Consider the following 23,735-nt stretch of genomic DNA (forward strand, 5'->3'; position numbering starts at 1 on the left):
CCCCCGGGGTGACCGACTACTTCCCCCGGCTGGGCTTCCCTCTGAACTGGTTGGTGATCGGGAGCCTGCGGTCCCTCCCGAAGGACTTCACGGTGATCTTCGTGCCCGGCGCCGACTGGCGCCGCTTGTACTCGGCGCGGTCGACCAGGCCGGTGATCCGCTCCACGACGTCGGCCGGGTAGCCCTGCTCCACGAGGTCCTCGCGCCCGGCGTCGCCGTCCACGTACCCGGCGAGGACGCCGTCGAGGACCTCGTAGTCGGGCAGCGAGTCGGAGTCCTTCTGGTCGGGCCGCAGCTCCGCGCTCGGGGGCTTCAGGATCGTGTTCTCCGGGATCGGCTCGGGCTCGCCGAGGCTGCGGGCCTTCGCGTTCCGCCAGGTCGCGAGCTCGTAGACGAGGGTCTTGTAGACGTCCTTGATCGGCGCGAACCCGCCCACGGCGTCGCCGTAGATCGTCGAGTAGCCCACGGCGTACTCGCTCTTGTTGCCCGGCGCGAGCACCAGGTGCCCGTGCTGGTTCGACAGGGCCATGAGCAGCGTGCCGCGCACGCGCGCCTGGAGGTTCTCCACGGCGAGCCCCGAGACGGCGATCTCCGAGAGGTAGGCGTCCACGATCGGCTGGATCGCCTCCACCGAGTACTCCAGGCCGCATCGGCGCGCCAGCTCGGCGGCGTCGTCGAGCGAGTGGCCCGAGGAGTACTGGCTGGGCATGGACACGACGTGGACCTTGTCGGCGCCGATCGCGTCGCGCGAGAGGACCGCGGTGAGCGCGGAGTCGATGCCGCCGGAGAGCCCGAAGATCACCGACTTGAAGCCGTTCTTGCGCACGTAGTCGCCCAGGCCCAGGCGCAGGGCCTCCCAGATCTCCTCCAGGCGGTCGAGCTCGGGCGCGAACGGCGGCTCGATGCGGGTCTCCACGGCGGCGGGCGCCTCGGAGAGGACGTGCAGCGAGGTGCTCATCTCGGTCGCGGAGTGGTTCGCGAGGTCGCCGTCGGCCGCGGCCTCCAGTTCGAGGTCGGCGACCAGCAGCTCCGAGCCGAAGCGGCGGCCCGAGGCGAGGAGCTTCCCGTCGGGGGCGGTGATGAACGAGCCGCCGTCGAAGACCAGCTCGTCCTGGCCGCCCACGATGTTCAGGTACGCGATGGGCGCCCCGGCCTCGGCGGCCCGCTGCGCGACGATCGCGCGGCGCCGCTCCTGCTTGCCCTGCTCGTAGGGGGAGGCGTTGACGTTGACGACCAGGCCCGCGCGGGCCTGCGCGGCGGCGGTGACCGGGACCCCGCCCCACACGTCCTCGCAGATGGTGAAGGCCACGTCCACGCCGCCGATGCGCGCGAGGTGCAGCTCGTGGCCCGGCACGAAGTACCGCTCCTCGTCGAAGACGCCGTAGTTAGGGAAATGCCGCTTGTAGTAGCGGAACAGGACCTTGCCGTCCTGGATCAGCGCCAGCGCGTTGCGGATGCCGCGCCCGCCGACCGCGCCGATGCTCGCGGGCACGGACCCGTCTGCGTCCAGGTATCCGACGGCGACGGGCAGCGCGCCGTTCCCGTCCGCGGCGAGTTCTTCGGCGAGGCGGGCGAGGCGCTCGCGGCTGGCCTCGACGAAGGAGTGGCGCAGGGCGAGGTCCTCGACCGGGTAGCCGGTGAGGGACTGCTCGCCGGTCGCCAGCAGGTGGGCGCCCGCGGCGGTGGCCGCGGTCGCCGCGCTGCGGATGAGTTCGGCGTTGCGGTCGAGGTCGCCTACGACCGGGTTGTCCTGGGCGAGTGCGATACGAAGCGTCGGCATGCGCCTATTCTTCCGCGCTTCCGTGCCTTACGTCATGTGACTTGCGCGAAGTCCACTTTTTGAACGGGGCTAGAAGGAGCGGTAGAGGAGGATGCCGGAGAGCACGAACCCGTAGACGACGATCGCGATGCGCAGGGGCCGCTCGGGGATGCGCTGGAAGATGCGGGCGCCGATGTAGCCGCCGATGAAGGTGGCGGGGACGAGGGCCGCGATGGCGAGCCAGTCGACGTCGGCCCAGACGCCGTACATGACGCTGGTGACGATGCCGACGATCATGGTGCAGAAGTTCTTGAGCGCGCCGACCTTCGCGAGCTTCTCGGAGACGCTCATGGCGATGACGGCCATGAGGATGAGGCCGAGCGCGGCGTTGAAGTAGGAGCCGTAGAGGCATCCGGCGAAGACGCCCGCGTGGAGCGCGGCCGGGTGGAGGTCGCGGCCGCCGTTGAGGGCGGTGACCTTGCGGTTGATCCACGGGCCGATCGCCATGAGGACGGTCGCGGCGAGGACCAGGAACGGCACGATCGCCTCGAAGACCGAGTGCGGGGTGTTCAGCAGCAGGAGCGCGCCGCACACGGAGGCGGCGAGCGCGGTCGGGATGAGCAGCAGTGCGCGGCGCTTCTGGGGGCGCAGGTTCTCCCGGGAGCCGACGGCCGCGGCGGCGTAGGCGGGGGCTACGGCGATGCCGTTGGTGGCGTTGGCCTGGAGCGCGGGCACGCCGACGGCCATCAGCGTGGGGTAGGTGATGAGCGACCCGCCGCCGGCGACGGCGTTGAGCCCGCCGCCGAGGAGGCCCGCGACCACCAGTAGGGAGACCTGGAGCAGATTCATGGCCCGGCCAGCGTACGCTTGACCGCTGGGACGAGATGGCCAGGCGGCCGCGGCAGTGACGGGAGACCATCACTGTCGAGGAACGTCCGGGCTCCACAGGGCAGGGTGGTCGCTAACGGCGACCCGGGGCGACCCGCGGGACAGTGCCACAGAGAACAGACCGCCAGCTCGACTGGTAAGGGTGAAACGGTGGTGTAAGAGACCACCAGCGCCGCCGGTGACGGCGGCGGCTCGGTAAACCCCACCCGGAGCAAGGTCAAGAGGCGCCGCGAGGCGCTGCGCGAAGGCCACACAGGGCTGCCCGCCCGAACCCGCAAGGGTGCCTTCGCGGGTAGACCGCTTGAGCGCATCGGCAACGGTGCGCCTAGATGGATGGCCGCTCAACGACAGAACCCGGCGTACCGGTCATCTCGTCCCTCAGTCTTTTTCCGCCAGGGGTCCGAGTCCGTAGTGGGACAGGAGCTTCGCGGTCGCGCGGGTCATCTCCGGGAGGTCGTCGGCGGGGTGCCAGCCGGCGTCCCAGACCTCGTGGCCGTCGACGATGACCTGGGTGGTCTCGGGGTCGCGGACGAGGCGGAAGACGTTGTCGACCCAGCGGCCGTTGGTGTGGACCACGGCGTTCGGCCTCGCGGGGGCGAGCTCGTCGAGGTCCGCTTCGATGCCGGTCTCCTCGTTGAGCTCGCGGCGGGCGCCTTCGATCGGCTGCTCGCGGCGGTTGAGAAGCCCCGCGGGGAGGGACCAGCGGGTGCCGGGGGGCTGTTTGAGCATGAGCAGCTGCGTGCGTTCGGCGTCCATGACGAGGACGACGGAGCCGAGGGTGTACGTGGGGGTCGCGATCCGCACGATGCGGCGGCGCAACGGGTGCGGGAGGCTGTAGAAGACCGTGCCCACGAAGCGCCGCAGCAGAGGCGCTTTCCGGCGCCGCACAGAGGGAGTCACGCCCACACCCTACAGACGCGCGAAAGGCCCGGAGCGTGGCGCTCCGGGCCTTTCGATGCGTCCTTGCTACTGCGGGCCGAGCTTGCGCGTGCCCGTGTAGTACTCGTAGGTCAGGCCGCCGACGGCGAACAGGACCGCGACGATCCCGGCGGTGATGAGCCACGGAAGCCAGAAGACGAGGCCGAGGCCGGTGAGGACCGCGGCGAGCGCCAGGCCCAGGGGCCAGTAGGAGCCGGGGCTGAAGAAGCCGACCTCGCCCGCGACGTCGGAGATCTCGCCGTCGGGGCGGTCCTCCGGGCGCGGGTCGATGCGGCGGGAGATCACCCAGAACACGAGCCAGACCATGCCGGTCAGGAGCCCCGAGAAGATGAGGGCGATGGTGCCGACCCACTCGACCTGGCCGGGGTGCCCGTAGGCGGGGTTCTCGTTGAGGTACGTCCAGTAGCCGTATCCGGCCGCGAAGATGAACATCGTCACGGCCACGATCGCGAACAGCTTGTTCTCGGTCTTCATCGCTGGTCCCCTAGCTCGCTTCGCCCGAGGCCGGGTCGGTGTTGAACGGGTGCGTGGTGGTCGCGTACGGGTCCTGGCCGATGAGCTCCAGCGCCTCGGGGGTGGTCATCCCCTCGACGCGGGCGTTCACGAAGGTCTCGTAGTCCTCGGGGGAGACCACGCGCATCTCGAAGTTCATGAAGGCGTGGTAGGCGCCGCAGAGCTCGGCGCAGCGGCCCACGAAGGTGCCCTCGGAGTTGAAGTCGACCTCCCAGCGGGTGGTCTGCGCTTCGCTGCCGGGGATGAGGTCGCGCTTGAAGAGCAGGTCGGGGACCCAGAAGGAGTGGATGACGTCCTCGGCGTTGCCGACGAAGCGCACGTCGTCCTCGTTGGGGACCACGATGATCGGGATGTAGTCGGAGTCGCCGGTCTCGGTGACGGGCTGGCCGTCGGCGCCGGTGAGGGCCTCGCAGTTCTCGTCGGTGTACGTGAACTGCCAGTTCCACTTGAAGGCGGTGACCTCGGTGCAGGCGTTCGGCTGGTCGCTCAGCTCGGTGACGTTGTCCTGGACGACGACCGTGTAGTAGAAGAGGATGCCGATGAGCACGAACGGCAGGGCCGTGAAGGTCAGCTCGGCGGGGAGGTTGTACTTGGTCTGGCGGGGCAGCTCGGTGTCGCTGTCCTTCTTCTTGTAGGCGGCGACGCACCAGAAGATCAGGCCCCACACGATGACGCCGACCACGAGGGCCGCGATCGTGGAGCCGACCCAGAGGTCGAACATCTGCTCGGACTGCGTGGTGGGGCGAGTCCGGGGCCAGCCCAGGTAGAAGGCGTCGTCAAGGCTGCACCCCGCGAGGACGATTGGGAGCAGCGCGGCGATCCCGGTGAGACCTATCGCGCGGCGGGCTCGGCCGCGACGTTCTCGGGACGGTTTTCCGACCACCTGTCTCATGCCTTTCTCAGCGCTCGGCTCCGCGTCCGCCGCCGGGCAGGCGACATGGCACGGACTTGACGGCAAGAGCCTACTGCTTGGCTCGTGAAGCGGGGCGCAAGGGGTTGGGTTCGGGTCCGGGTGTCTTCTAGATTGGAACGGTGACCGAGACCTACTTCGACGGCGCGACCGCCCAGCCGCCCCATCCGGCGGCCCGCGACGCCTATGCTGCGGCTTTGTCGGAGGGCTGGGCCGGGCCCGGCCGACTGTACACATTGGGCCGCCGGTCCCGGATGCTGCTGGAGGCGGCGCGCCAGTCGGCGGCGGCCTCGCTCGGCGTGAGTGCCGATGAGGTCACTTTCACATCGAGTGGGACACAGGCCGTGCACGCGGGCGTACTCGGCGTCATCGCGGCCCGCAGCGGGCCCGGTCCGCTCGTCCACAGCGCGGTCGAGCACTCGTCGGTGCTGCACGCGGCCCAGTGGCACGAGGCCCGCGGCGGCCAGGTGTCGGTCGTCCCGGTGGACCGGCTCGGCCGGGTCGATCCGGACCCGCTCGCGGTCGTCGACAGTGCGGCCTCGGTGCTGGCCGTGCAGTCGGCGAACCACGAGGTCGGGACCCGGCAGCCGGTCGCCGAGATCGCGGCGAACGCGCAGGGCGTGCCGCTGGTGGTGGACGCGGCCGCGAGCCTGCCGTGGGAGCCGGTGCCCGCGGGCTGGTCGGTGCTGGCGGCCAGCGCGCGGAAGTGGGGCGGCCTGTCGGGCGCGGGCATCCTCGTGGTGCGCAGCGGGGTGCGCTGGCGCAACCCGTTCCCCGGGGAGGACTCCTCGATCCGGGAGGCGCTCGGGGAGGTGGACGTGGCGGCGGCGGTGGCCGCGGCGGCGTCGCTGCGGGCGGTGGTCGCGGAGCGGGAGGCGCTGTCGGCGCGGATGCGGGTGCTGACGGACCGGATCAGGGAGCACATCGCGGAGACCGTCCCGGAGGTGGAGCTGCCGGGCGATCCGGTGGACCGGCTGCCGCACATCGTCACGTTCTCGTGCCTGGGGGTGGACGGGGAGGTGCTGCTGACGGAGTTGAACCGGGCCGGGTTCGCGGTGTCGTCGGGGTCGGCGTGCGCGTCGACGCGGCTGCGGCCCTCGCACGTGCTCCAGGCGATGGGGGTGCTCTCGCACGGGAACGTGCGGGTGTCGCTGCACCGGGAGACGACGGAGGCGGACGTGGAGCGGTTCCTGGAGGTCCTGCCGGGGATCGTGGAGTCGATCCGGCGGCTCGCAAGGTGATCGGGACTTAGGTCCTAAGACGACAGGGATCACGGGGCGACGCGCGCGGCTTTCTATTGCAAAGGACTTGCAGTTGTGAAACGGTTGCAACAACGTTCGACTGCCGCGACAGAGAGAGGCGACGATGACCGTCTACACGCTCCCGGACCTGCCCTACGACTACGGCTCGCTGGAGCCGCACATCAACGGGCACATCCTCGAACTGCACCACGACAAGCACCATGCGGCGTACGTCAAGGGCGCCAACGACACCCTTGAGCGCATCGAGGAGGCGCGCGACAAGGGCGACTTCACGTCGATCGTGGGCCTTGAGAAGACCCTCGCGTTCAACGTCTCCGGGCACGTCCTGCATTCCCTGTATTGGGAGAACATGAGCCCCGACGGCGGGGACCGCCCCGAGGGGGACCTCGCGGAGGCGATCAACGAGTACTTCGGGTCGTTCGAGGGCTTCCACGGGCAGCTCTCGGCGGCGACGACGCTCGTGCAGGGCTCGGGCTGGGGCGTGTTGTCCTACGAGCCGACCTCGAAGCGGCTCATCGTGGAGCAGGTCTACGACCACCACGGGAACGTCGCGCAGACCTCGGTGCCGCTGCTGGCGTTCGACGCGTGGGAGCACGCGTACTACCTCCAGTACAAGAACGTGCGCCCCGACTTCGTCAAGGCCATGTGGGAGGTCGTGAACTGGCGCGACGTGGCCGCGCGCTACGAGGCCGCCAAGGGCGCGTAGGCCCGTCCGGTCTCCGGGCCGCGTCCGCTCACCCCCGTGGCGGACGCGGCCCGGTCCCGTCTCAGGCGGCGGTGCAGCGGGCGAGCGAGCCGGTCTCCAGGGCGGCCCAGACCGCGCCGTCGGGGCCCGCGGCGAGGCCGTGGGGCTCGCTGCCGGGCTCGGGGAGCGCGGCCGCGGCGATGTCGCCCGCGACGGTGATGCGGCCGATGCGGTTGCCGCCCCACTCGGTGAACCACAGGGCCCCGTCGGGGCCGGTGGCGATGGCGTGGGGGCGGGAGGCGCGGTCGGGCAGCGGGTACTCGACGACGGTGCCTTCGGTGTCGATGCGGCCGATCTGGCCCGCGCCGATCTCGACGAACCAGACCGCGCCGTCGGGACCCGCGCCGATGCCGACGGGCGCGGCGGCCTCGGTCGGCAGCGGGTGGACCGCGATCGCGCCGTCGGTGGTGATGCGTCCGATCGCGTTGGCGGCGTTCATGGTGAACCACAGGGCCCCGTCGGGACCGGCGGTGATCGCCGAGGGGAACGCGTTCGCGACCGGGAGGTCGAAGCCGGTGACGTCGCCTGCGGTGGTGATGCGGCCGATGCGGTTCGCGGCGGTCTCGGTGAACCAGAGCGCGCCGTCCGGTCCGGCCGCGATGCCGAACGGGGCCGCGCCCGCCTCCAGGTCGAACTCGGCGACGTCCCCGGCGGTGGTGATCCGGCCGATGCGGTGGGCCTGGTACTCGGTGAACCACAGGGCCCCGTCGGGGCCCGTGGCGATGACCGTGGGGCCGCAGCCGGGGTCGAGCGCGAAGGTCTCGGGCTCGGTGCCCGGGACGAGGCGGCCGATGCGTCCGCTGTGGACGAGGGTGTACCACAGGGCCCGGTCGGGGCCGGTGGTGATCGCGTAGGGGCCGCTCTGGTCGTCGGCGACCGCGAGCGTCGTGATGTCGATACCGGTCAAGAGGTCCGCTCCAATCCGTTGGCGACGGGCGACGATACCCGACGCCGGGCCGGAGCGCACCGGGCTTTCACCAGCGCAGGTCGGCGCCCTCGTCCTCGTCGGCGCGGGTCTTGAGGTGGCCGACGGCGAGGAGGACCATGATGACCGGCAGGCCCGCGGCGGCGGCGAGGAGCGGGAGCTGGTCGGCGGGGCCGAACCAGGACGGGGCGGCGTCCTTGAGCAGCGCGGTCAGCTCGTAGCTGGCCCAGTCGCCGATCGGGAGGTCGCCCGCGAGCTTCTGGACGCCGAACCAGGCGATGATGGCCGTCCCGGCGGCGCTGAGCGACCCGGTCGCGTGGACCGACCACTGGGGACCGAAGCGGATGGCGACGGCCAAGGCGGCGAACAGGACCGCGATCGCGAGGTAGGCGACGGCGGAGTCGGTGAACCGGAACCGCACGATCTCGTCGAGGTGCAGGAGGTAGAGCTCCACGAAGTCGTCGCCGCGGGCGCGCAGGACCTCGGCGGCCCCGGCGCGGGCCTCGATCGCCGCGATCCACACCGCGGCCGCGCAGACCAGCGAGACGGCGGCCACCGCCGAGGTCGTCAGGAAGGCCGCCCGCGAGCGGCGCGGGGCGGGGTCCGGGAGCCCGGTCAGCGGTCGGAACAAGGGAGTCTCCGATCATCGAGTGATATCCCATCCTACGAGGTCGCACCCTTCCGGGCCAGCTCGCTCCGGGCGGCGCGCCTCACCCGGGCGCGCCGCGGCCCGCTAGCCTTGGACGCAAGACCCCTCCCGCCACACCCGAACCACGTAGAACGGCACCCCAGTGACCCCAGAGCACCTCCGCGACGCCGCCGGGATCGCGGCCGTCTTCGGCTTCTTCGCGATGAGCTGGTTCGGCTGGGCCCAGGAGAAGCCCCCCGCGGCCTGGCTGTGGCCCTTGCGGACCGGATCGGTCCTCAGCGGACTCACCGCCGTCGCGGGCGGGCTCCTGGTGTGGCGGCACTGGGACGACGGCACCGTCATCGACGCGAGCGTCGGCCCCGCGTTCGGCGTCGTCGTCGGCATCGAGTTCGCCGCCGCGGGCATCGGCGCCGCGTTCCTCGCCGTCCGCGGCAAGGCCCACCTGATGTCCGCGTGGATCGCGTTCGTCGTCGGCGTGCACCTGTTCCCCGTCGCGGTGCTCCTGGAGATCCCCTGGCTCCACGTCCCGGCCGCCCTCGTCACGGTCGCGGCGGCCGCCGCCCCGTTCCTCGCCCGAAAGCGGGGCGTCCTCGTCTCGGCCGTGGTCGGCGCGACCACCGGCCCGATCCTCCTCGTCGCCGCCCTCGCCTCCCTGGCCGACGCCCTCACCCGCTGAACCCGCGGCGGCGCTCGGCAAGGGGGCGTTAGCCTCACGTGATGAGGGTTCTGCAACTGTCGGACACGCACCTGACCGGCGACGGCGCACTGCACCGCACCGGCGTCGACGCCGCCGAGGCCCTCACCGGCCTCCTCGCCGACCTCGAAGCGCTGCGCCGCATCGACCTCGTCGTCGTCACCGGCGACATCGCCGACGACGGCTCCGCCGCCGCCTACCGGCTCGCCCGCGACCGCATCGGCGCCTACGCCGCCGACCGCGGCGCGCCCGTCCTCTTCACCACCGGCAACGCCGACGACCGCGCGAACTTCACCGCGGTCCTCGGCAGCGGCCACCTCGGCCCCTCCGGCCGCCCGTGCTCGATCGACGCGGTGGACGGCCCCGACCGGGCCGCCGCCACCGCGCTCGACGGCGTCCGGTTCATCACCCTCGACACGCTCGTCCCCGGGAAGGTCCACGGCCGCATCGGCTCCGAGCAGCTCGCCTGGCTCCGCGGGCTCCTCGCCGCCCCCGCCCCGCGCGGCACCGTCCTCGCCTTCCACCACCCGCCCATCCGCTTCCCCAACGCGGTCCAGGAGCCCCCGACGCTCGTCAACCCCGACGACCTCGCCGAGGCGATCGAGGGCAGCGACGTCCAGGTGATCCTCACCGGCCACTACCACCTCCAGCTCGCCGGGAGGCTCGGCGCCGCGACGGTGTGGACCGGCCCCGCCGTCGTCAACCGCCGCGACCTCTCCTGCGGCGACGACGCCGTCAGGTACGTCAGCGGCTCCGCGGCCACCCTCATCGACCTCGCCGACCCCGCCGCCCCCGTCTTCCACACCCTCCAAGCGGGCGCCCCGATCGCCGAGATCGGCGGCGACCGACTCCGAGAAGCCCTGCGCCACACCAGCCCCGAAGACTGACGACGGGACGGGAGGCCGGACCGGGGGGAACCGGCCTCCCGTCCCGCGGCGGGCTACTTCACCGCGTGCGTGACGTCGCGTTCCTCGGCGTAGAAGCAGGCCGTCGGATGGGTGCCGCCGTCGCCGGCGTCCAAGGTGGGGACCTCTTCGGCGCAGTGGTCGGTGGCCTTCCAGCAGCGGGTGCGGAAGCGGCAGCCCGAGGGCGGGTCGATCGGGGATGGGACGTCGCCTTGGAGGACGATCTCGTCGCGCTGGCCGCGCAGGTCCGGGTCGGGGACCGGGACCGCCGAGAGCAGCGCCTGCGTGTACGGGTGGCGCGGGCGGTCGTAGATCTCCGGGCCCGAGCCCTGCTCGACCACCTTGCCCAGGTACATGACCGCGACCTCGTCGGCGATGTGCCGCACCACCGACAGGTCGTGCGCGATGAACACGTACGCCAGGCCCAGCTCGTTCTGAAGGCGCTCAAGCAGGTTGATGACCTGCCCCTGGATCGACACGTCCAATGCGGACACCGGCTCGTCGCACACCAGCACCTGCGGGCGCAGCGCGAGCGCCCGCGCGATCCCGATGCGCTGGCGCTGCCCGCCCGAGAACTGGTGCGGGTACCGGTTGATGTGGTCGGGGCTGAGCCCGACCATGTCGAGCAGCTCCTTCACCTCGGCCGCCCGCTTGGCCCGCGGCACCACCTCGGGATGGATCTCGAACGGCTCCCTGACGATGTCGCCCACCGTCAGGCGCGGGTTCAGCGACGTGTACGGGTCCTGGAACACGAGCTGGATGTCCCGCCGGAACGGCCGGATGCGCCGGTTCGACAGGTGCCCGATCTCCTTGCCCAGCAGCTTGATCGAACCCGACGTGGGCGCCTCCAGCCCCACCAGGAGCTTCGCGAGCGTCGACTTCCCGCACCCCGACTCCCCCACCACGCCCAGGGTCTTCCCCGGGTACAGCTTCAGGTCCACGCCGTCCACGGCCTGCACCTGACCCACGGTGCGCTTGACGACCAGGCCCCGCTGGATCGGGAAGTGCTTCACCAGGTCCCGCGCCTCCAGGACCGGGTCCACACCCAGGTCCGCCTGTCCCAGTTCAGCGTTCATCGGTGTAGACCTCCTCGGCGAAGTGGCAGCGGGACCCGTGGCCCTCCGCGGGCTCGGCCCACGGCGGCACCTCGGTCTTGCACTTGTCCTCCGCGGCGAAGCACCGCGGATGGAACGGGCAGCCGCCGGGCAGCCGCGCCGGGTTCGGCGGCAGGCCGCCGATCACCTCCAGCTCCTGCCCGACGGTGTCCACGCGCGGGATCGCGCGCAGCAGCGCCTTCGTGTACGGGTGGGCCGGCCGCTTGAACGCGTCGCGGATGCCCGCCCGCTCGACCACCTCCCCCGCGTACATGACCGCCACCTCGTCCGCTACGTCGGCGACCACGCCGAGGTCGTGGGTGATGAGGATCAGGCCCATGCGCCGCTCGGTCTGGATCCGCTTGAGCAGCCGCATGATCTGCGCCTGCACCGTGACGTCCAGGGCCGTGGTCGGCTCGTCGGCGATGAGCACCTCCGGGTCGAGCGCCAGCGCCATCGCGATCATCACGCGCTGGCGCATGCCCCCGGAGAACTGGTGCGGGTAGTGCCCGACCCGGTTCTTCGCGTCGGGGATGCCGACCTGGTCGAGCAGCTCGACCGCCTTGAGCCGCGCGTCTTTGCGGCTGGTGCCGCGGTGGACGCGGTACAGCTCGCCGATCTGGAACCCGACCGACCACAAGGGGTTGAGCGCCGACAGCGCGTCCTGGAAGACGATCGCGATGTGGTTGCCGCGCACCGACCTGCGGGTCTCCTCGCTCTGCTCCAGGAGGTCCACGCCGTGGAGGCGCACGGCCCCGCGGGTGATCTTCGCGGGCGGGGTGTCGAGGATGCCCATGATCGCCTGGGAGGTCACGGACTTGCCGGAGCCGGACTCGCCGACGACGGCGAGCGTGCGGCCCTGCTCCAGCGTGAAGCTCGCGCCCCGCACGGCCGGGATGCGCTCGCCGCGCACCCGGAACTCCACGTGCAGGTCGTCCACTTCGAGCAGCGGGGAGTTGAAGTCGGCGCCCGGGAGGGTGTCGCCGATGACGCGGACGGTCTCTGCCACCGGGGTCACCTCAGTTTCGGGTCGAGGGCGTCGCGCAGCGCGTCCCCGAAGGTCGCGAACGCGAACACGGTCAGGACGAGCAGCCCCAGCGGCCAGGCGAAGAGGTAGACGTACCCGCCGCCCGCCCACTCGGTGCCCTTGGACAGCAGCACGCCCCAGGAGGTCGCGGGCGGCTGGACGCCGATCCCGAGGACCGCCAGGGCCGCCTCGGTGACGATGATCCCGCCGATGGTGGTGGGCACGACGGCGGTGACCGGGACGATCGCGTTCGGCAGGATGTGCTTGAACATGATCCGCCGGTCGCTCGCGCCGAGGCACTTGGCGGCCACCACGTAGTCGAGGTTCTTCGTCTCCAGCGTGGCCGCCCGCGTGTAGCGGCAGAACTCCATCCATCCGAAGAGCGTGAGCGCCAGGAACGGGACCGCGATCGTCTCGAAGAGGTTGTCGGTCGAGACGCGGCCGCGGAACAGGCTCAGGATCAGGATGGCGCCCATGAGCATCGGGATGACGATGAACACGTCGAGGGCCCGGGAGATCACCGTGTCGAGCCAGCGGCCGTAGTACCCGGCGTAGATCCCCAGGATCAGTCCGATGAGGACCGAGGCGGTGATGACGCTGAGCGCCAGCGTGATCGTGGGCCGGGTGCCGTGGACGAGCGTGGCGGCGAAGTCGCAGCCGAACGCGTCCGTGCCGAGCGGGTGCTCCCCGGTGAACCACGTGCCCGGCCGGAGCCGGGCGTCGCGGCCGACGCACTGCGTCGGGTCCTTGTCGGTGAACAGGCCCGGGAACGCGGCCATGGCGAACACGAACAGCAGGACGGCCGCGGCGAGGATGACGTCGGGGCGGCGGCGCATGCTGCGGAAGGCGTCCGACCACAGCGATGCGGCGCGCTCGGCGGTCGGCACGGGTGCGGCGAGTTCACTCATAGCGGATCCTCGGGTCGAGTACGGCGTAGAGCAGGTCGACGACGAGGCTCACGAACACGACGACGAGCGACGAGACCGTCAGGCCCACGATGACGAGGTTGCCCTCCTGGCGCTGGACGGCCTCGAAGATCATCCGGCCCATCCCCGGGATGCCCATGACGCCCTCGGTGAGGACCGCGCCGGAGAGCATGAACGCGAACAGGAACCCGATGCCGGTGACGATCGGGATCATCGAGTTGCGCATGACGTGGACGACGGTGATCCGGTTCTCCCTGAGGCCCTTGGCTTTCGCGGTGCGCACGAAGTCGGCGCCCATGTTCTCCAGGAGGCTCGCCCGGATCAGGCGGGTCATGGTCGCCAACCCGACCGTGCCCACGATGATGCCGGGGATGATGATCGTCGTCCATGGATAGTCGGGGTTGTAGTTCGGTCTGAACACCTGGCCCATGAACGACTCGGTCCCCCAGATGCCCCTGGCCCACCGCGTGAGCGGCACCGCCACGATGTACACGTAGGACAGGAGGATCAGGAACACCGGGATCGAGTCGGCGAGGATCGTGGTGCCCCTGACGGTGTGGTCGATGAGCCCGCCGCGGTGGCGGGCGGCCCAGGTGCCCAGGAGCATCGAGACGGCCACCAGCGTGATCGTCGCGAAGATGAACAGCCGCAGCGTGTTCGGGATGTAGATCGAGAGCAGCTGCGCGACGTCGCGGTTGCCGTTGAGGGTGGTCCCCAGGTCGCCGGACACGTAGTTCTGGAGCCGGTCCACGAACGGCGCCAGGCACGGGTCGCCGATCCGTTCGTAGCACTTGTTGTCGAGCCCGTAGAGGCGCTCGACCTGCGCGAGCATCGCCGGGTCGGGCGTGCGTTCGCCGCCGAAGAACAGCAGCGCGGGATTGCCGCGGACCTGCACCGACAGCGCCATGAGGTAGTGCAGCAGGAACAGCACGATGCCGAGGGTGAGCAGGGATTGGAGCAGGCGGCGGATGACGTAGCGTCCCATGTGATTATCCGTTCCAAGGGCCGCGGGCGGGCTCTCGCCCGCCCGCGGTCGCCGTTCGGTCCGCTAACCGACGATCGTGACTTCGCGCAGCTCGCAGTCGCCGCCCGGGCCCGAGTAGATCCCGTGGACGTACACGTTCTCCAGCCGGTCGGTGTAGAAGTAGTTGAACTTCTCGCCGAAGACCGGGACGCTCGGCATGTCGTCGGCGAGGATCTGCTCGGCCTCGCCGTACAGGGCCACGGCCTCGTCGAGGGTCGCGGCGGAGCCGGCCTCGGCGATCTTCGCGTCGTAGTCCGCGTTCTCCCAGCCCATGTCGTTGACGGTGGGGCCGCCGCCGTAGATCGGCTCCAGGTAGTTCTCGTTCAGGTTGTAGTCGGGGCTCCAGCCGTTGCGGAAGGGGCCGTCGAGCCCGTGGCCCTCGCGGGTGGTCAGGTAGTCGGTCCACTCCATCGGGACGAGCTCGTACTCGATGCCCAGGGACTGCGAGATCGAGTCGCCGATGGCGCGGAAGATGTCCACGTTGTCGTTGGCGTCGTTCACCCAGATCTTGAGCTTCTCGCCCTCGGGCCAGCCGCCGGCGCTGGCGAGCAGCTCGGCCGCCGCTTCAGGGTCGTAGGTGCAGTACTCGCCGCAGGTGCCGAGGCCGCCGCCGAGGATCGAGGACGGCACGAAGGAGTCGAGCGGGTAGAAGCGCTCGGGGCCGACGACGTTCGCGACGCCCTCGCGGTCGATCGCCATGGAGATCGCGCGCCGCAGGTCCACGTTCTGGAACTTCGGGTCGTACAGCGGGAACGAGAGCATCAGGATGCTCGGGTCGTCCTCCTGGATGTGCCTCGACTCCAGGTCGGGGTCGTTCATCGCGTTCTCGTAGTCGGCCGCGGTCGGGCGGCAGACGTCGATGTCGCCGGTGAGGAAGTCCGCCCAGCAGTCGTCGCCGCCGACGTAGACCTTCCAGTTGACGCCGTCGATCTTGGCCGGCATGTCGCCCGCGTAGTCCTCCCAGCGGACCGCGGTGCCGCCGGACTCGATGTCGTACTCCCCCTCGAACATGAAGGGGCCGTTACCGATCGGCTTCTTCTCGCAGGCCTCGGTGTCGGCCAGGCACGCCTCGGCGACCGGCAGGAACGCCTCGTAGCCGAGCATGGTCGGGAAGCCGATGAACGGGGCGCTGAGCTTGACCTCGATGGTGAGGTCGTCCACCGCGGTCACGCCGGAGAGGTGGGTGACGTCGATCGGCGCGTACTCGGGGACCTCCGGGTCGGCCCACTGGTCCTCGGGGAGCGGGTCGGGGTTCATCTCCGCGTAGCCCTCGAAGGTGGCGAAGAAGTAGTTGAGCGGCAGCGCGTTCGAGGCGAGCGCGGTGCGGTCCCAGGAGCGGATGAAGGCGTCGGCGTCGACCGGCTCGCCGTTCTGGAACGTCAGGCCGTCCTTGATCTTGATGGTCCAGACCTGGTTGTCGGGCGAGGAGATGTCCTCGGCCGCCAGGTTCACGGGCTCGCCGGACTCGCGGTCGTAGTAGATCAGGCCGTCGTAGACGTTCTTGATGATCCGGTAGCCCTCGGACTCCCCTGAGCCGCCGGGGATCAGGCTGCGGACCTCGCCGATCTGCATGTTGATGGTGCCGCCACCGCCGCCGCCCTCGCCGTCGAGGTCGCTTTCGTCGCCGGCACAGGCAGCGGTCGAGACCGCGAGACCGGCGACCGCAATGGCGGCCACCGTCATTCGCATTCGTCGCACTGGGAACGCTCCAGGGTGTGAGTGGGTCGTGGGATAACTCACACCATGTCGCACAACACAACAGAATAAAAGAGTGCGTTGTGAAATCGTTACCTGTCGGACGGTAAGCAGAGACCTTTCGCGCGGGATGTCACGGCGGTATTACCGGCTATATCCCGCTTTGTGAGACGAGTGTTTCCGTTGCGGGTCAATACGACGCGTGAGTTCACTCGGGCAACAGGTATGCGGACGCCTCGGCCGCCGCGGCGGGCCCGTAGGACTGCTCCAGGCGGTTGACGAAGTCCACCGGGTTGACCGAGTACCCCTGCGGGCCGACCGATTCGAGCGCCAGCGCGGTGAGCTGGCTGCCGACCTCGGAGGCGCGGCGCAGGCTCATGCCCCACCCGAGCCCGGCGAGGAGCCCGGCGGTGAACGCCTCGACGCCCCCGGCGGGGTCGATGATCTCGCGGGCGCGGGCGAAGGGGACGCGCACGCGGTCCATGTCGTGGCCGGCGATCTCGACGCCGTCCTGGTCCAGTGTGGTCACGCGGACGCGGACGCGCTCCAGGATCTCGTCGTCGGCGAGGCCGGTGGTGGCCTGGAGCAGGTGGTACCGGTCCTCGCTGGTGACGAGGAACTTGGCGCCGGAGAAGAACTCGACGGCCTCCTCGCCCTCCAGGTCGCCGGGGTCGGCGCTGAACTCCAGTCCGAGGTCGCGGGCCTGGTCGGCGTAGGCGTGCATGGCCTTGGCCTCGGACGGTCCGATGTGGATGAGTCCGAGGGAGCCGCCGCGCTCCATGACCTCGATGAGGTCGAGCTCGTCGCGGCCGAGGACGACCGGGGCCTGCCCGAGGCGGGCGAGGCCGTTGCCGACGGCTTCGGCGGTGGTTCCGGTGACGGCGGTCTTCATGCCTTGCACGACAAGTGCCACTGAGCTGGTCCTCGCATCGGGGACGGGAAGATCGGAAAAGGAAAGCGCGGGACGAAAGTGGTGCGTCCGGCGGGGGGCGCCAAGCCTAGCGCACGGCGAAGCCCGGTCGGCGAAAGCGTCCGACCGGGCTGCGCGAGTCTGGCCGGGGCCTAGTGGAACGAGTCGCCGCAGGCGCAGGAGCCCTGGGCGTTCGGGTTGTCGATGGTGAAGCCCTGGGCGTCGATGCGGTCGGCGAAGTCGATGTTGGCGCCGATGAGGTACGGGACGCTCATCTTGTCGACGATGACGCCGAAGCCCTCGTAGTCCTGGACGACGTCGCCGTCGCGCACGTCGGTGTCGAAGTACAGGCCGTAGCGCAGGCCGGAGCAGCCGCCGGGGCTGACCTCGACGCGCAGGCGCAGGCCCTCTTCGCCTTCCTGCTCGATCAGGGCTTTGACCTTGGTGGCGGCGGCGTCCGTGAGCACGACGCCGACCTTGGCGGTGTCCTTGGCGTCGGTGGACTGCTCGGTGTCAGCCTGCTGAGTGGCGCTCACTTGCTACTCCTCTGATGTGTGCGAGACCCGGGTCGACCGGGCCGATTCGACCCGTCAACAGTACCCAACCGCATCGGCAGTGTCCCTATTCCCTGAGCGAAGCGGCGGGAATCCGGAACGGCGTCCGAGATCACTCGTGGAGTGCGGTGACGTGCTTGAGCGGCCGGTGTCCGACGGTACCTATTCCTGCCATTCCTTCGCCACTTTCTCGGCGAGTGCGGTGAGTCCCTCGACCGGCCTGGCCATGGCCTCCTTCGCGCTGCCGAGCAGTTCGGTGACCGAATGCACGCCCACGAGGTCCGGGTGGGTGTCGTTCGGAAGCATCGCAAGATCGGAGCGCCCGGCCATGACGAGGCAGGGCTTCCCGTGGGCGGCGGCGCCGGAGGCGACCTCGGCGGCGAGCTTGCCGCGCAGGCTCTGGGCGTCGAAGGAGCCCTCGCCGGTGACGACGAGGTCGGCGGCGGCGATCTTCGCGTCGAGTCCGACGGCGTCGCAGGTCAGGCGGGCCCCGGAGGCGCGGGTGCCGCCGAGGAGGAACAGCGCGAAGCCCATCCCCCCGGCGGCTCCGGCGCCGGGGCTGTTCACCGCGCCGGTGCGCCCGGCCGCGGGTTCGACGGTGCCCGCGAAGTGGGCCACGGCCTGTTCGAGGAAGGCGACCTGCCGGGGGTCGGCGCCCTTCTGGGGGCCGAAGACGTGGGCGGCGCCGTGGGGGCCGAGGAGGGGCGAGTCGACGTCGGTGGCGGCGATGAACTCGGCGCCGCGGGTGCGCGGGTGCCACTCGACGGTCGCGGTCTCGGGGAGGCCGATGCCGCCGTAGGCGATCGGGCGTCCGGCGGCGTCGCGGAAGGTGCAGCCGAGGGCGGTGAGCATCCCGGCCCCGGCGTCGGTGGTGGAGGAGCCGCCGAGGCCGACGACGACGCGGCGCGCGCCGTGCTCGACGGCGTGCGAGACGAGGAGGCCCACCCCGTAGGTGGTGGCGCCGAGCGGGTCGCGCTCGCCGGGGCCGAGGAGGTGGAGGCCGCAGGCGGCGGCGGACTCGATGTAGGCGGTGTCGCCATCGAGGAGGTATTCGGCCTCGATCCTGCGCCCGAGGGGGTCGGTCACGGCGACCGTCTGGAGGGCGGCGCCGGGCTTGGCGCGGGCGAGGACCTCGACGAACCCGGGGCCGCCGTCGGCGAGCGGGAGGGTCTCGGCGGTGTCGCCGGGGCGGGCGCGCAGCCAGCCTGCGGCGATGGCGTCGGCGGCCTCGCCGGCGCTCATGGTTCCGGCGAACTTGTCGGGGGCTATGAGGATGCGCACATCTAGAGGGTAGTGGATGGCCCGGAACGAGAGGTAACCGCTTGCCGGTGCTGAGTCGCCCCCGGCTTCAACGGTGCCTGCCGGGTACGACATCGGGGATCGGGCCGGTGTGCGCGGGCAGCCGCGATGGTGGCGATCCCTCCGGGCCCCCGGACTCTAGGGTGACCCAGGGGTGCGACAAAACGGCCGGGGAGGGCCGAGGCGGACGGACGGTGGATTTCTTCGACCTGAGCGGGGCTCGGAAAGGTCTAGGATTGCGGCCATGACGGGCTTCACTGAACCTGCGAACACCCAGACCGCGCTCCTGCTCCTCGGCCGCGGCTCCGACGCCGGGTCCGAACGCGGCGTCGACTGCCCCGGCGAGCTGCCCGCGCCCTCCGACCCCGACCTGGTCGCGCGCGCGAAGGCGGCGAAGGAGGCGCTGGGCGGCAACGTGTTCGTCCTGGGCCACCACTACCAGCGCGACGAGGTGATCCAGTTCGCCGACGTCACCGGCGACTCGTTCAAGCTCGCGCAGCAGGCGGCGGCGCGGCCGGACGCCGAGTACATCGTGTTCTGCGGCGTGCACTTCATGGCCGAGAGCGCCGACATCCTCACCGGCGACCACCAGCAGGTGGTCCTCCCCGACATGGCCGCGGGCTGCTCCATGGCCGACATGGCGACCGCCTCCCAGGTCGAGCAGTGCTGGGAGGACCTCCAGCGCGTCGGGATCGCGGAGGTCACCGTCCCGGTCACGTACATGAACTCCACCGCCGCGATCAAGGGCTTCGTGGGCCGCGAGGGCGGCCTGGTGTGCACCTCCTCGAACGCCGAGCGGGCCCTGCGCTGGGCCTACGACCACGGCGAGAAGGTCCTGTTCCTGCCCGACCAGCACCTGGGCCGCAACACGATGGTCCGCGACATGGGCTACTCGCTCGACGACTGCGTGCTCTACAACCCGCACAAGCCCAACGGCGGCCTCACCGACGACGAGCTGCGGAACGCGAAGATCATCCTGTGGAAGGGCCACTGCTCGGTCCACGGCCGGTTCACCCTCGAATGCGTCGAGGAGATGCGCCGCGTCGACCCCGACGTGAACATCCTCGTCCACCCCGAGTGCAAGCACGAGGTCGTCGAGGCCGCCGACTACGTCGGCTCGACCGAGTACATCATCAAGCTGCTCGAAGCGGCCGAGCCCGGCTCCTCGTGGGCCATCGGCACCGAGCTGAACCTGGTGCGGCGCTTGGCGAACCGCTTCCCGGACAAGAAGATCTCGTTCCTGGACAAGACGGTCTGCTACTGCTCGACGATGAACCGGATCGACCTGCCGCACCTGGTGTGGGCGCTCGAAGAGCTCGTGGCCGGGCGCGTGCCCAACGTCATCACCGTGGACGAGCAGACCGCCGTCTACGCGCGCGAGGCGCTCGACCGGATGCTCGCACTGCCGTAGCGCCGGAGGCCCGGAGTCGTTCGCCACAAAGTCGTCCGCGAGGTGAACGGTTCCGGGTCCCTCGAACGTGTATCCATGGAGGCCGCGGGTGCGCATGATCACCGAGGGTTATACGGCTACCTGGGCGTTTTCCATGTGGCTATTCCGTTATCGTTGGTCCGCCAAGTTGTTTCCCGGTGAACGAGACATCGCCGCGAGACGGCCGTCGCATTGACGCTTCCCGGCTTCCGTAACCAGTACTCCCTTCCATCCGAGGAGATCTGTTGAGCAGCACCGACGCCACCCCCGAAGACATGCTGATCATCCACGGCGGCACCCCCCTGGAAGGGGAGGTGACCGTCCGCGGGGCGAAGAACCTCGTCTCGAAGGCGATGGTCGCCGCCCTCCTGGGGACGTCGCCGTCGGTCCTGCGCTCGGTGCCCGCGATCCGCGACGTCGAGGTCGTCACCGGTCTGCTGCGCGTCCACGGCGTCGACGTCGAGCTCGACGGGGACACGCTCTACATGGACCCGACCTCGGTCGAGTCCGCCGGCGTCGAGGAGATCAACGTCCACGCCGGGACCAGCCGCATCCCGATCCTCCTGTGCGGGCCGCTCCTGCACCGCCTCGGCCGCGCGTTCATCCCCGACCTCGGCGGCTGCAACATCGGCGGCCGCCCCATCGACTTCCACCTCGACGCGCTCCGCCAGTTCGGCGCGGTCGTCGAGAAGGACGCCTCCGGCACGCACCTGTCCGCCCCGAACGGCCTCCACGGCATCCGCTACGAGCTGGAGTACCCGTCGGTCGGCGCCACCGAGCAGGTCCTGCTCACCGCCGTCATGGCCAAGGGCACCACCGAGCTGCGCAACGCCGCGATCGAGCCCGAGATCGTCGACCTGATCTGCATCCTCCAGAAGATGGGCGCGATCATCAAGGTCCACACCAACCGGGTGATCGAGATCGTCGGCGTCGACGAGCTCAAGGGCTACCGGCACCGCGCGCTCCCCGACCGCATCGAGGCCGCCTCCTGGGCGTCCGCAGCGCTCGCGACCGAGGGCAGCGTGTTCGTGCGCGGCGCGCAGCAGGCCGACATGATGACGTTCCTGAACGTGTTCCGCTCCATCGGCGGCGCGTACGAGGTCGACGACGACCCCGTCGAGGGCGGCATCCGCTTCTGGCACCCGGGCACGCCGCTCAAGCCGGTCGCCCTGGAGACCGACGTCCACCCCGGGCTCATGACCGACTGGCAGCAGCCGATCGTGGTCGCGCTGACCCAGGCCGACGGCCTGTCGATCATGCACGAGACCGTGTACGAGAACCGCTTCGGCTACACCTCGGAGCTGCGCCGCATGGGCGCGAACATCGAGCTGTACTCCGACTGCCTCGGCGGCACGCCGTGCCGGTGGGGCCGCCGCAACTACCTGCACTCGGCCGTCATCGCCGGGCCCTCCAAGCTCCACGCCGCCGACCTCCAGATCCCCGACCTGCGCGCGGGCTTCAGCCACCTCATCGCGGCCATGGCCGCCGAGGGCACCTCCCGCGTCTACGGCGTCGACCGCTACATCTCCCGCGGCTACGAGAACTTCGAGGAGAAGCTCCTCGGCCTCGGCGCGAAGATCGAGCGACCTGTCACGAAATAGGCGATGTTCGGGGCGTAGGTATGCTTGCAGGACCACCGCCCGCAGCGAGTTGAGGAAGGCCGATCGTCCGTGGCCAAGAAGTCCGTCCAGGCAGCACCCGAAACCGAGGAACCGAAGCCGGTTTCGGCCACGGACAAGAAGGGGAAGGCCACGCCCAAGCGGCCCAACCAGTCGAAGGCCCGCCCCCCGGTGAACCCGCCGCTCACGAACAAGGAGAAGCGGGAGGCCGCGAAGAAGTCCGGCCCGCTCACCAAGGAGCAGAAGAAGCAGGCGCGCGAAGACGTCAGGGCCGAGCGGGCCCGCATCGCCGAGGGCCAGTGGAAGGGCGACCCGCTCTTCGACAAGTACCACCTCCCCCGCGACCGCGGGGCCGAGCGGCTGCTCGTGCGCGACATCGTGGACGCCCGCTGGTCGATCGGCCAGTACTACATGTTCGCCGCGTTCGCGATCCTCATCCTCTCCACCGGCTCGGTCCAGCTCCAGAGCTACCTGTTCATCGCGCTCCTGGTGCTCACCGGCGCGATCGTGATCGAGTCGGTGTTCCTCACCCGCAAGGTCAAGCGCATCGTCCTCAAGCGCTTCCCGAAGACCACGCAGCGCATGGGCGGCCTGAACTGGTACGCGATCCAGCGGAGCATCATGCCCCGCTCGATGCGCAACCCGCGCGCCCGCATGAGCTACAAGGCCACCGAGGACGACCTCGGCAAGATCGTCAAATGACCAGGCGGGGCCGCCCGGCCCCGCCGCAACGAAGCGATCGCGCCCGGGGTCGCTCGACTGTCCCTCCCCGGTCCCGATGGCTTACCCTCGATACTGACGTAGCCCTCTCTGACCCCGGAAAGTAGTCAACGTGGTTGATGTCGCGGCGGACTTGCGGGCGGGGCTGTTCCGCGCCCTCGGCCCACTCGATCGCGCCACCATGCGCCACGCCATCGCCGACACCGTCGCCCTCCAGCAGATCCGCGAGGAGGCCACGCTCCGGCTCGCACGGCACGCCGCCGAGGCCGACCAGTCGCGCCTCCTCGGAGTGCGGGCCGTCATCCTCCGCGTCCTCGGCGACTTCGACGGCGCCGAGGTCGACGCCGCCGCCGCCGTCAAGTACGCCGAGGCCGTCGGCGCCGACCTGCTCCTGGCCCCCGCCCGCGCCCGCCTCGCCCAGATCCTGCGCGTGCGGGGCCGCTACGAGGAGGCCGACCAGCTCTTCGCGCTCGCCGAGGCCGGGGAGCTGCCGCGGACCCTCACCGGGGCCGTCCGCGCCTACGCCGGGCTCTCGTGCATCGCGCAGGGCCGCATCACCGAGTCGCTCATCCACGTCCAGCGCGCCTCCGAGCAGAACCCGCACGGGTTCGTCATGCAGATCGTGGAGACCGCGCTCAGCCTCATCGAGGAGCACGCCGCGAAGTACGGGTTCGGCGCGCCCCCGCGCGGCTGGGCCGAGCGGGCCGGGCACCCCGCGCCCGAGCGGTTCCAGGACCCCCAGACCGGCCGCTTCGGATACCTCGGGCACGACGGGCGGCCCGTCGTGCAGGCCGCGTTCAGCCAGGCCGGGGACTTCCGCGGCGGCGTCGCCGCCGTCTGCCAGGCCGACTGGGGCGCCATCGACCGCAACGGCACCGTCGTCGTCCCCATGCTCTACGGGTCCATGGAGACCCCCACCGCCGACGGGCGCACCGTCACCGGGTTCGTCAACGGCGTCGCAGTCGCCGCCCAGCGCGGCCGCGTCATCGTCGTCCACAAGACCGGCCGGGTCGTCGTCCCCCCGCGCTACCAGCGCGTCGAGGTCCACCCCGCCGGGTTCCTCGTCACCGACGGGTACTCGTGGGGCGCCCTCGGGTTCGACGGCAACGAGCTCATGCCCGTGCGCTCCGACCGGGCCGAGTCGCTGCGGCACCTCGACGCGGCCGTGTCCATCGACGACGGGCCGCTCTAGACCCCTTGTGATCGCGGTTGCCTTTGCGGCTAGCCGCACGGCAGGTAGGCTCTGTAC

23 protein-coding genes and 1 other RNA gene are annotated in these 23,735 nt (G+C 70.7%); 9 read left to right on the forward strand and 15 right to left on the reverse strand.

The genetic code is table 11. The annotated features are described in order from the left end of the window. Positions 1–16: 16 nt before the first annotated feature. Together ACFFXY_RS19645 and ACFFXY_RS19650 are read right to left on the reverse strand one after the other, a co-directional pair. On the reverse strand, positions 17–1,780 hold the full coding sequence (locus tag ACFFXY_RS19645) for an NAD+ synthase (protein ID WP_382354440.1): 1,764 nt from the start codon (positions 1,778–1,780) through the stop codon (positions 17–19). A 69-nt stretch (positions 1,781–1,849) separates the two neighbouring features. After that, positions 1,850–2,608, reverse strand: a complete 759-nt coding sequence (locus tag ACFFXY_RS19650) for a sulfite exporter TauE/SafE family protein (RefSeq protein ID WP_382354443.1) — start codon at positions 2,606–2,608, stop codon at positions 1,850–1,852. Between the two features lie 31 nt (positions 2,609–2,639). Between ACFFXY_RS19650 and rnpB the strand changes: the two genes are divergently transcribed. Then, an RNA gene (gene rnpB, locus ACFFXY_RS19655) (RNase P RNA component class A) lies at positions 2,640–3,025 on the forward strand. Here rnpB and ACFFXY_RS19660 read toward each other — a convergent pair. The 3 genes from ACFFXY_RS19660 to ctaC form a co-directional block, all read right to left on the reverse strand. Then, the gene (locus ACFFXY_RS19660) at positions 3,026–3,547 is read right to left on the reverse strand and encodes an NUDIX hydrolase (RefSeq protein WP_382354446.1); all 522 of its coding nucleotides are present in this window, start codon (positions 3,545–3,547) and stop codon (positions 3,026–3,028) included. 66 nt (positions 3,548–3,613) lie between these two features. Further along, on the reverse strand, positions 3,614–4,060 hold the full coding sequence (locus ACFFXY_RS19665) for a cytochrome c oxidase subunit 4 (protein ID WP_382354449.1): 447 nt from the start codon (positions 4,058–4,060) through the stop codon (positions 3,614–3,616). A gap of 10 nt (positions 4,061–4,070) precedes the next feature. Continuing rightward, positions 4,071–4,991, reverse strand: a complete 921-nt coding sequence (ctaC, locus tag ACFFXY_RS19670; protein ID WP_382354452.1) for an aa3-type cytochrome oxidase subunit II — start codon at positions 4,989–4,991, stop codon at positions 4,071–4,073. Positions 4,992–5,122: 131 nt separating this feature from the next. Between ctaC and ACFFXY_RS19675 the strand changes: the two genes are divergently transcribed. Next, a complete protein-coding gene (locus ACFFXY_RS19675; protein WP_382355523.1) occupies positions 5,123–6,250 on the forward strand; it encodes a cysteine desulfurase family protein in 1,128 nt (375 codons plus the stop codon). A 124-nt stretch (positions 6,251–6,374) separates the two neighbouring features. Then, complete coding sequence (locus ACFFXY_RS19680) at positions 6,375–6,977, forward strand: superoxide dismutase (RefSeq protein ID WP_382354455.1); 603 nt, start codon at positions 6,375–6,377, stop codon at positions 6,975–6,977. Between the two features lie 61 nt (positions 6,978–7,038). On the opposite strand, the gene ACFFXY_RS19685 is transcribed toward ACFFXY_RS19680, so the two are convergent. Then, the gene (locus tag ACFFXY_RS19685) at positions 7,039–7,914 is read right to left on the reverse strand and encodes a Vgb family protein (RefSeq protein ID WP_382355526.1); all 876 of its coding nucleotides are present in this window, start codon (positions 7,912–7,914) and stop codon (positions 7,039–7,041) included. A 76-nt stretch (positions 7,915–7,990) separates the two neighbouring features. Next, positions 7,991–8,572: a hypothetical protein gene (locus ACFFXY_RS19690; RefSeq protein ID WP_382354458.1), complete on the reverse strand. Its 582-nt coding sequence runs from the start codon at positions 8,570–8,572 to the stop codon at positions 7,991–7,993. A gap of 160 nt (positions 8,573–8,732) precedes the next feature. Here ACFFXY_RS19690 and ACFFXY_RS19695 point away from each other — a divergent pair, with 160 nt between their 5' ends. Both ACFFXY_RS19695 and ACFFXY_RS19700 read left to right on the forward strand, forming a co-directional pair. Further along, complete coding sequence (locus ACFFXY_RS19695) at positions 8,733–9,266, forward strand: hypothetical protein (RefSeq protein WP_382354461.1); 534 nt, start codon at positions 8,733–8,735, stop codon at positions 9,264–9,266. A gap of 41 nt (positions 9,267–9,307) precedes the next feature. Further along, entirely contained in the window at positions 9,308–10,171 is an 864-nt protein-coding gene (locus tag ACFFXY_RS19700) for a metallophosphoesterase family protein (RefSeq protein WP_382354464.1), read from the forward strand. 53 nt (positions 10,172–10,224) lie between these two features. On the opposite strand, the gene ACFFXY_RS19705 is transcribed toward ACFFXY_RS19700, so the two are convergent. From ACFFXY_RS19705 to ACFFXY_RS19740, 8 genes are all read right to left on the reverse strand, one after another. Then, positions 10,225–11,265, reverse strand: coding sequence for an ABC transporter ATP-binding protein (locus ACFFXY_RS19705; RefSeq protein WP_382354466.1), 1,041 nt, complete (start codon positions 11,263–11,265; stop codon positions 10,225–10,227). After that, positions 11,255–12,301, reverse strand: a complete 1,047-nt coding sequence (locus ACFFXY_RS19710; protein WP_382354469.1) for an ABC transporter ATP-binding protein — start codon at positions 12,299–12,301, stop codon at positions 11,255–11,257. Before ACFFXY_RS19710 ends, ACFFXY_RS19705 begins: the two co-directional genes overlap by 11 nt. Beyond that, the gene (locus ACFFXY_RS19715; RefSeq protein ID WP_382354472.1) at positions 12,298–13,218 is read right to left on the reverse strand and encodes an ABC transporter permease; all 921 of its coding nucleotides are present in this window, start codon (positions 13,216–13,218) and stop codon (positions 12,298–12,300) included. Before ACFFXY_RS19715 ends, ACFFXY_RS19710 begins: the two co-directional genes overlap by 4 nt. Then, positions 13,211–14,221: an ABC transporter permease gene (locus ACFFXY_RS19720; RefSeq protein WP_382354474.1), complete on the reverse strand. Its 1,011-nt coding sequence runs from the start codon at positions 14,219–14,221 to the stop codon at positions 13,211–13,213. The genes ACFFXY_RS19715 and ACFFXY_RS19720 overlap by 8 nt, the downstream gene beginning before the upstream one ends. Before the next feature lie 63 nt (positions 14,222–14,284). Further along, positions 14,285–15,949, reverse strand: coding sequence for a peptide ABC transporter substrate-binding protein (locus ACFFXY_RS19725; RefSeq protein WP_382355529.1), 1,665 nt, complete (start codon positions 15,947–15,949; stop codon positions 14,285–14,287). 214 nt (positions 15,950–16,163) lie between these two features. Further along, positions 16,164–16,868, reverse strand: a complete 705-nt coding sequence (locus ACFFXY_RS19730) for a carbohydrate kinase family protein (RefSeq protein ID WP_382354477.1) — start codon at positions 16,866–16,868, stop codon at positions 16,164–16,166. A gap of 149 nt (positions 16,869–17,017) precedes the next feature. Continuing rightward, positions 17,018–17,401: an iron-sulfur cluster insertion protein ErpA gene (gene erpA / locus ACFFXY_RS19735; protein WP_382354480.1), complete on the reverse strand. Its 384-nt coding sequence runs from the start codon at positions 17,399–17,401 to the stop codon at positions 17,018–17,020. A gap of 180 nt (positions 17,402–17,581) precedes the next feature. After that, positions 17,582–18,700 (reverse strand): glycerate kinase, encoded by a 1,119-nt coding sequence (locus ACFFXY_RS19740; RefSeq protein WP_382354483.1) that lies wholly within the window; start codon positions 18,698–18,700, stop codon positions 17,582–17,584. 262 nt (positions 18,701–18,962) lie between these two features. Between ACFFXY_RS19740 and nadA the strand changes: the two genes are divergently transcribed. The 4 genes from nadA (at position 18,963) to ACFFXY_RS19760 (ending at position 23,678) form a co-directional block, all read left to right on the forward strand. After that, on the forward strand, positions 18,963–20,129 hold the full coding sequence (gene nadA / locus ACFFXY_RS19745) for a quinolinate synthase NadA (protein WP_382354486.1): 1,167 nt from the start codon (positions 18,963–18,965) through the stop codon (positions 20,127–20,129). 293 nt (positions 20,130–20,422) lie between these two features. Then, positions 20,423–21,748: a UDP-N-acetylglucosamine 1-carboxyvinyltransferase gene (gene murA, locus ACFFXY_RS19750; protein WP_382355532.1), complete on the forward strand. Its 1,326-nt coding sequence runs from the start codon at positions 20,423–20,425 to the stop codon at positions 21,746–21,748. Positions 21,749–21,817: 69 nt separating this feature from the next. After that, positions 21,818–22,468: a DUF3043 domain-containing protein gene (locus ACFFXY_RS19755; protein ID WP_382354488.1), complete on the forward strand. Its 651-nt coding sequence runs from the start codon at positions 21,818–21,820 to the stop codon at positions 22,466–22,468. Between the two features lie 130 nt (positions 22,469–22,598). Beyond that, positions 22,599–23,678, forward strand: a complete 1,080-nt coding sequence (locus tag ACFFXY_RS19760) for a WG repeat-containing protein (protein ID WP_359947689.1) — start codon at positions 22,599–22,601, stop codon at positions 23,676–23,678. The last annotated feature ends 57 nt before the right edge of the window (positions 23,679–23,735 follow it).

It is taken from the genome of Glycomyces mayteni (assembly GCF_042428885.1).
Lineage (GTDB): Bacteria > Actinomycetota > Actinomycetes > Mycobacteriales > Micromonosporaceae > Glycomyces > Glycomyces mayteni.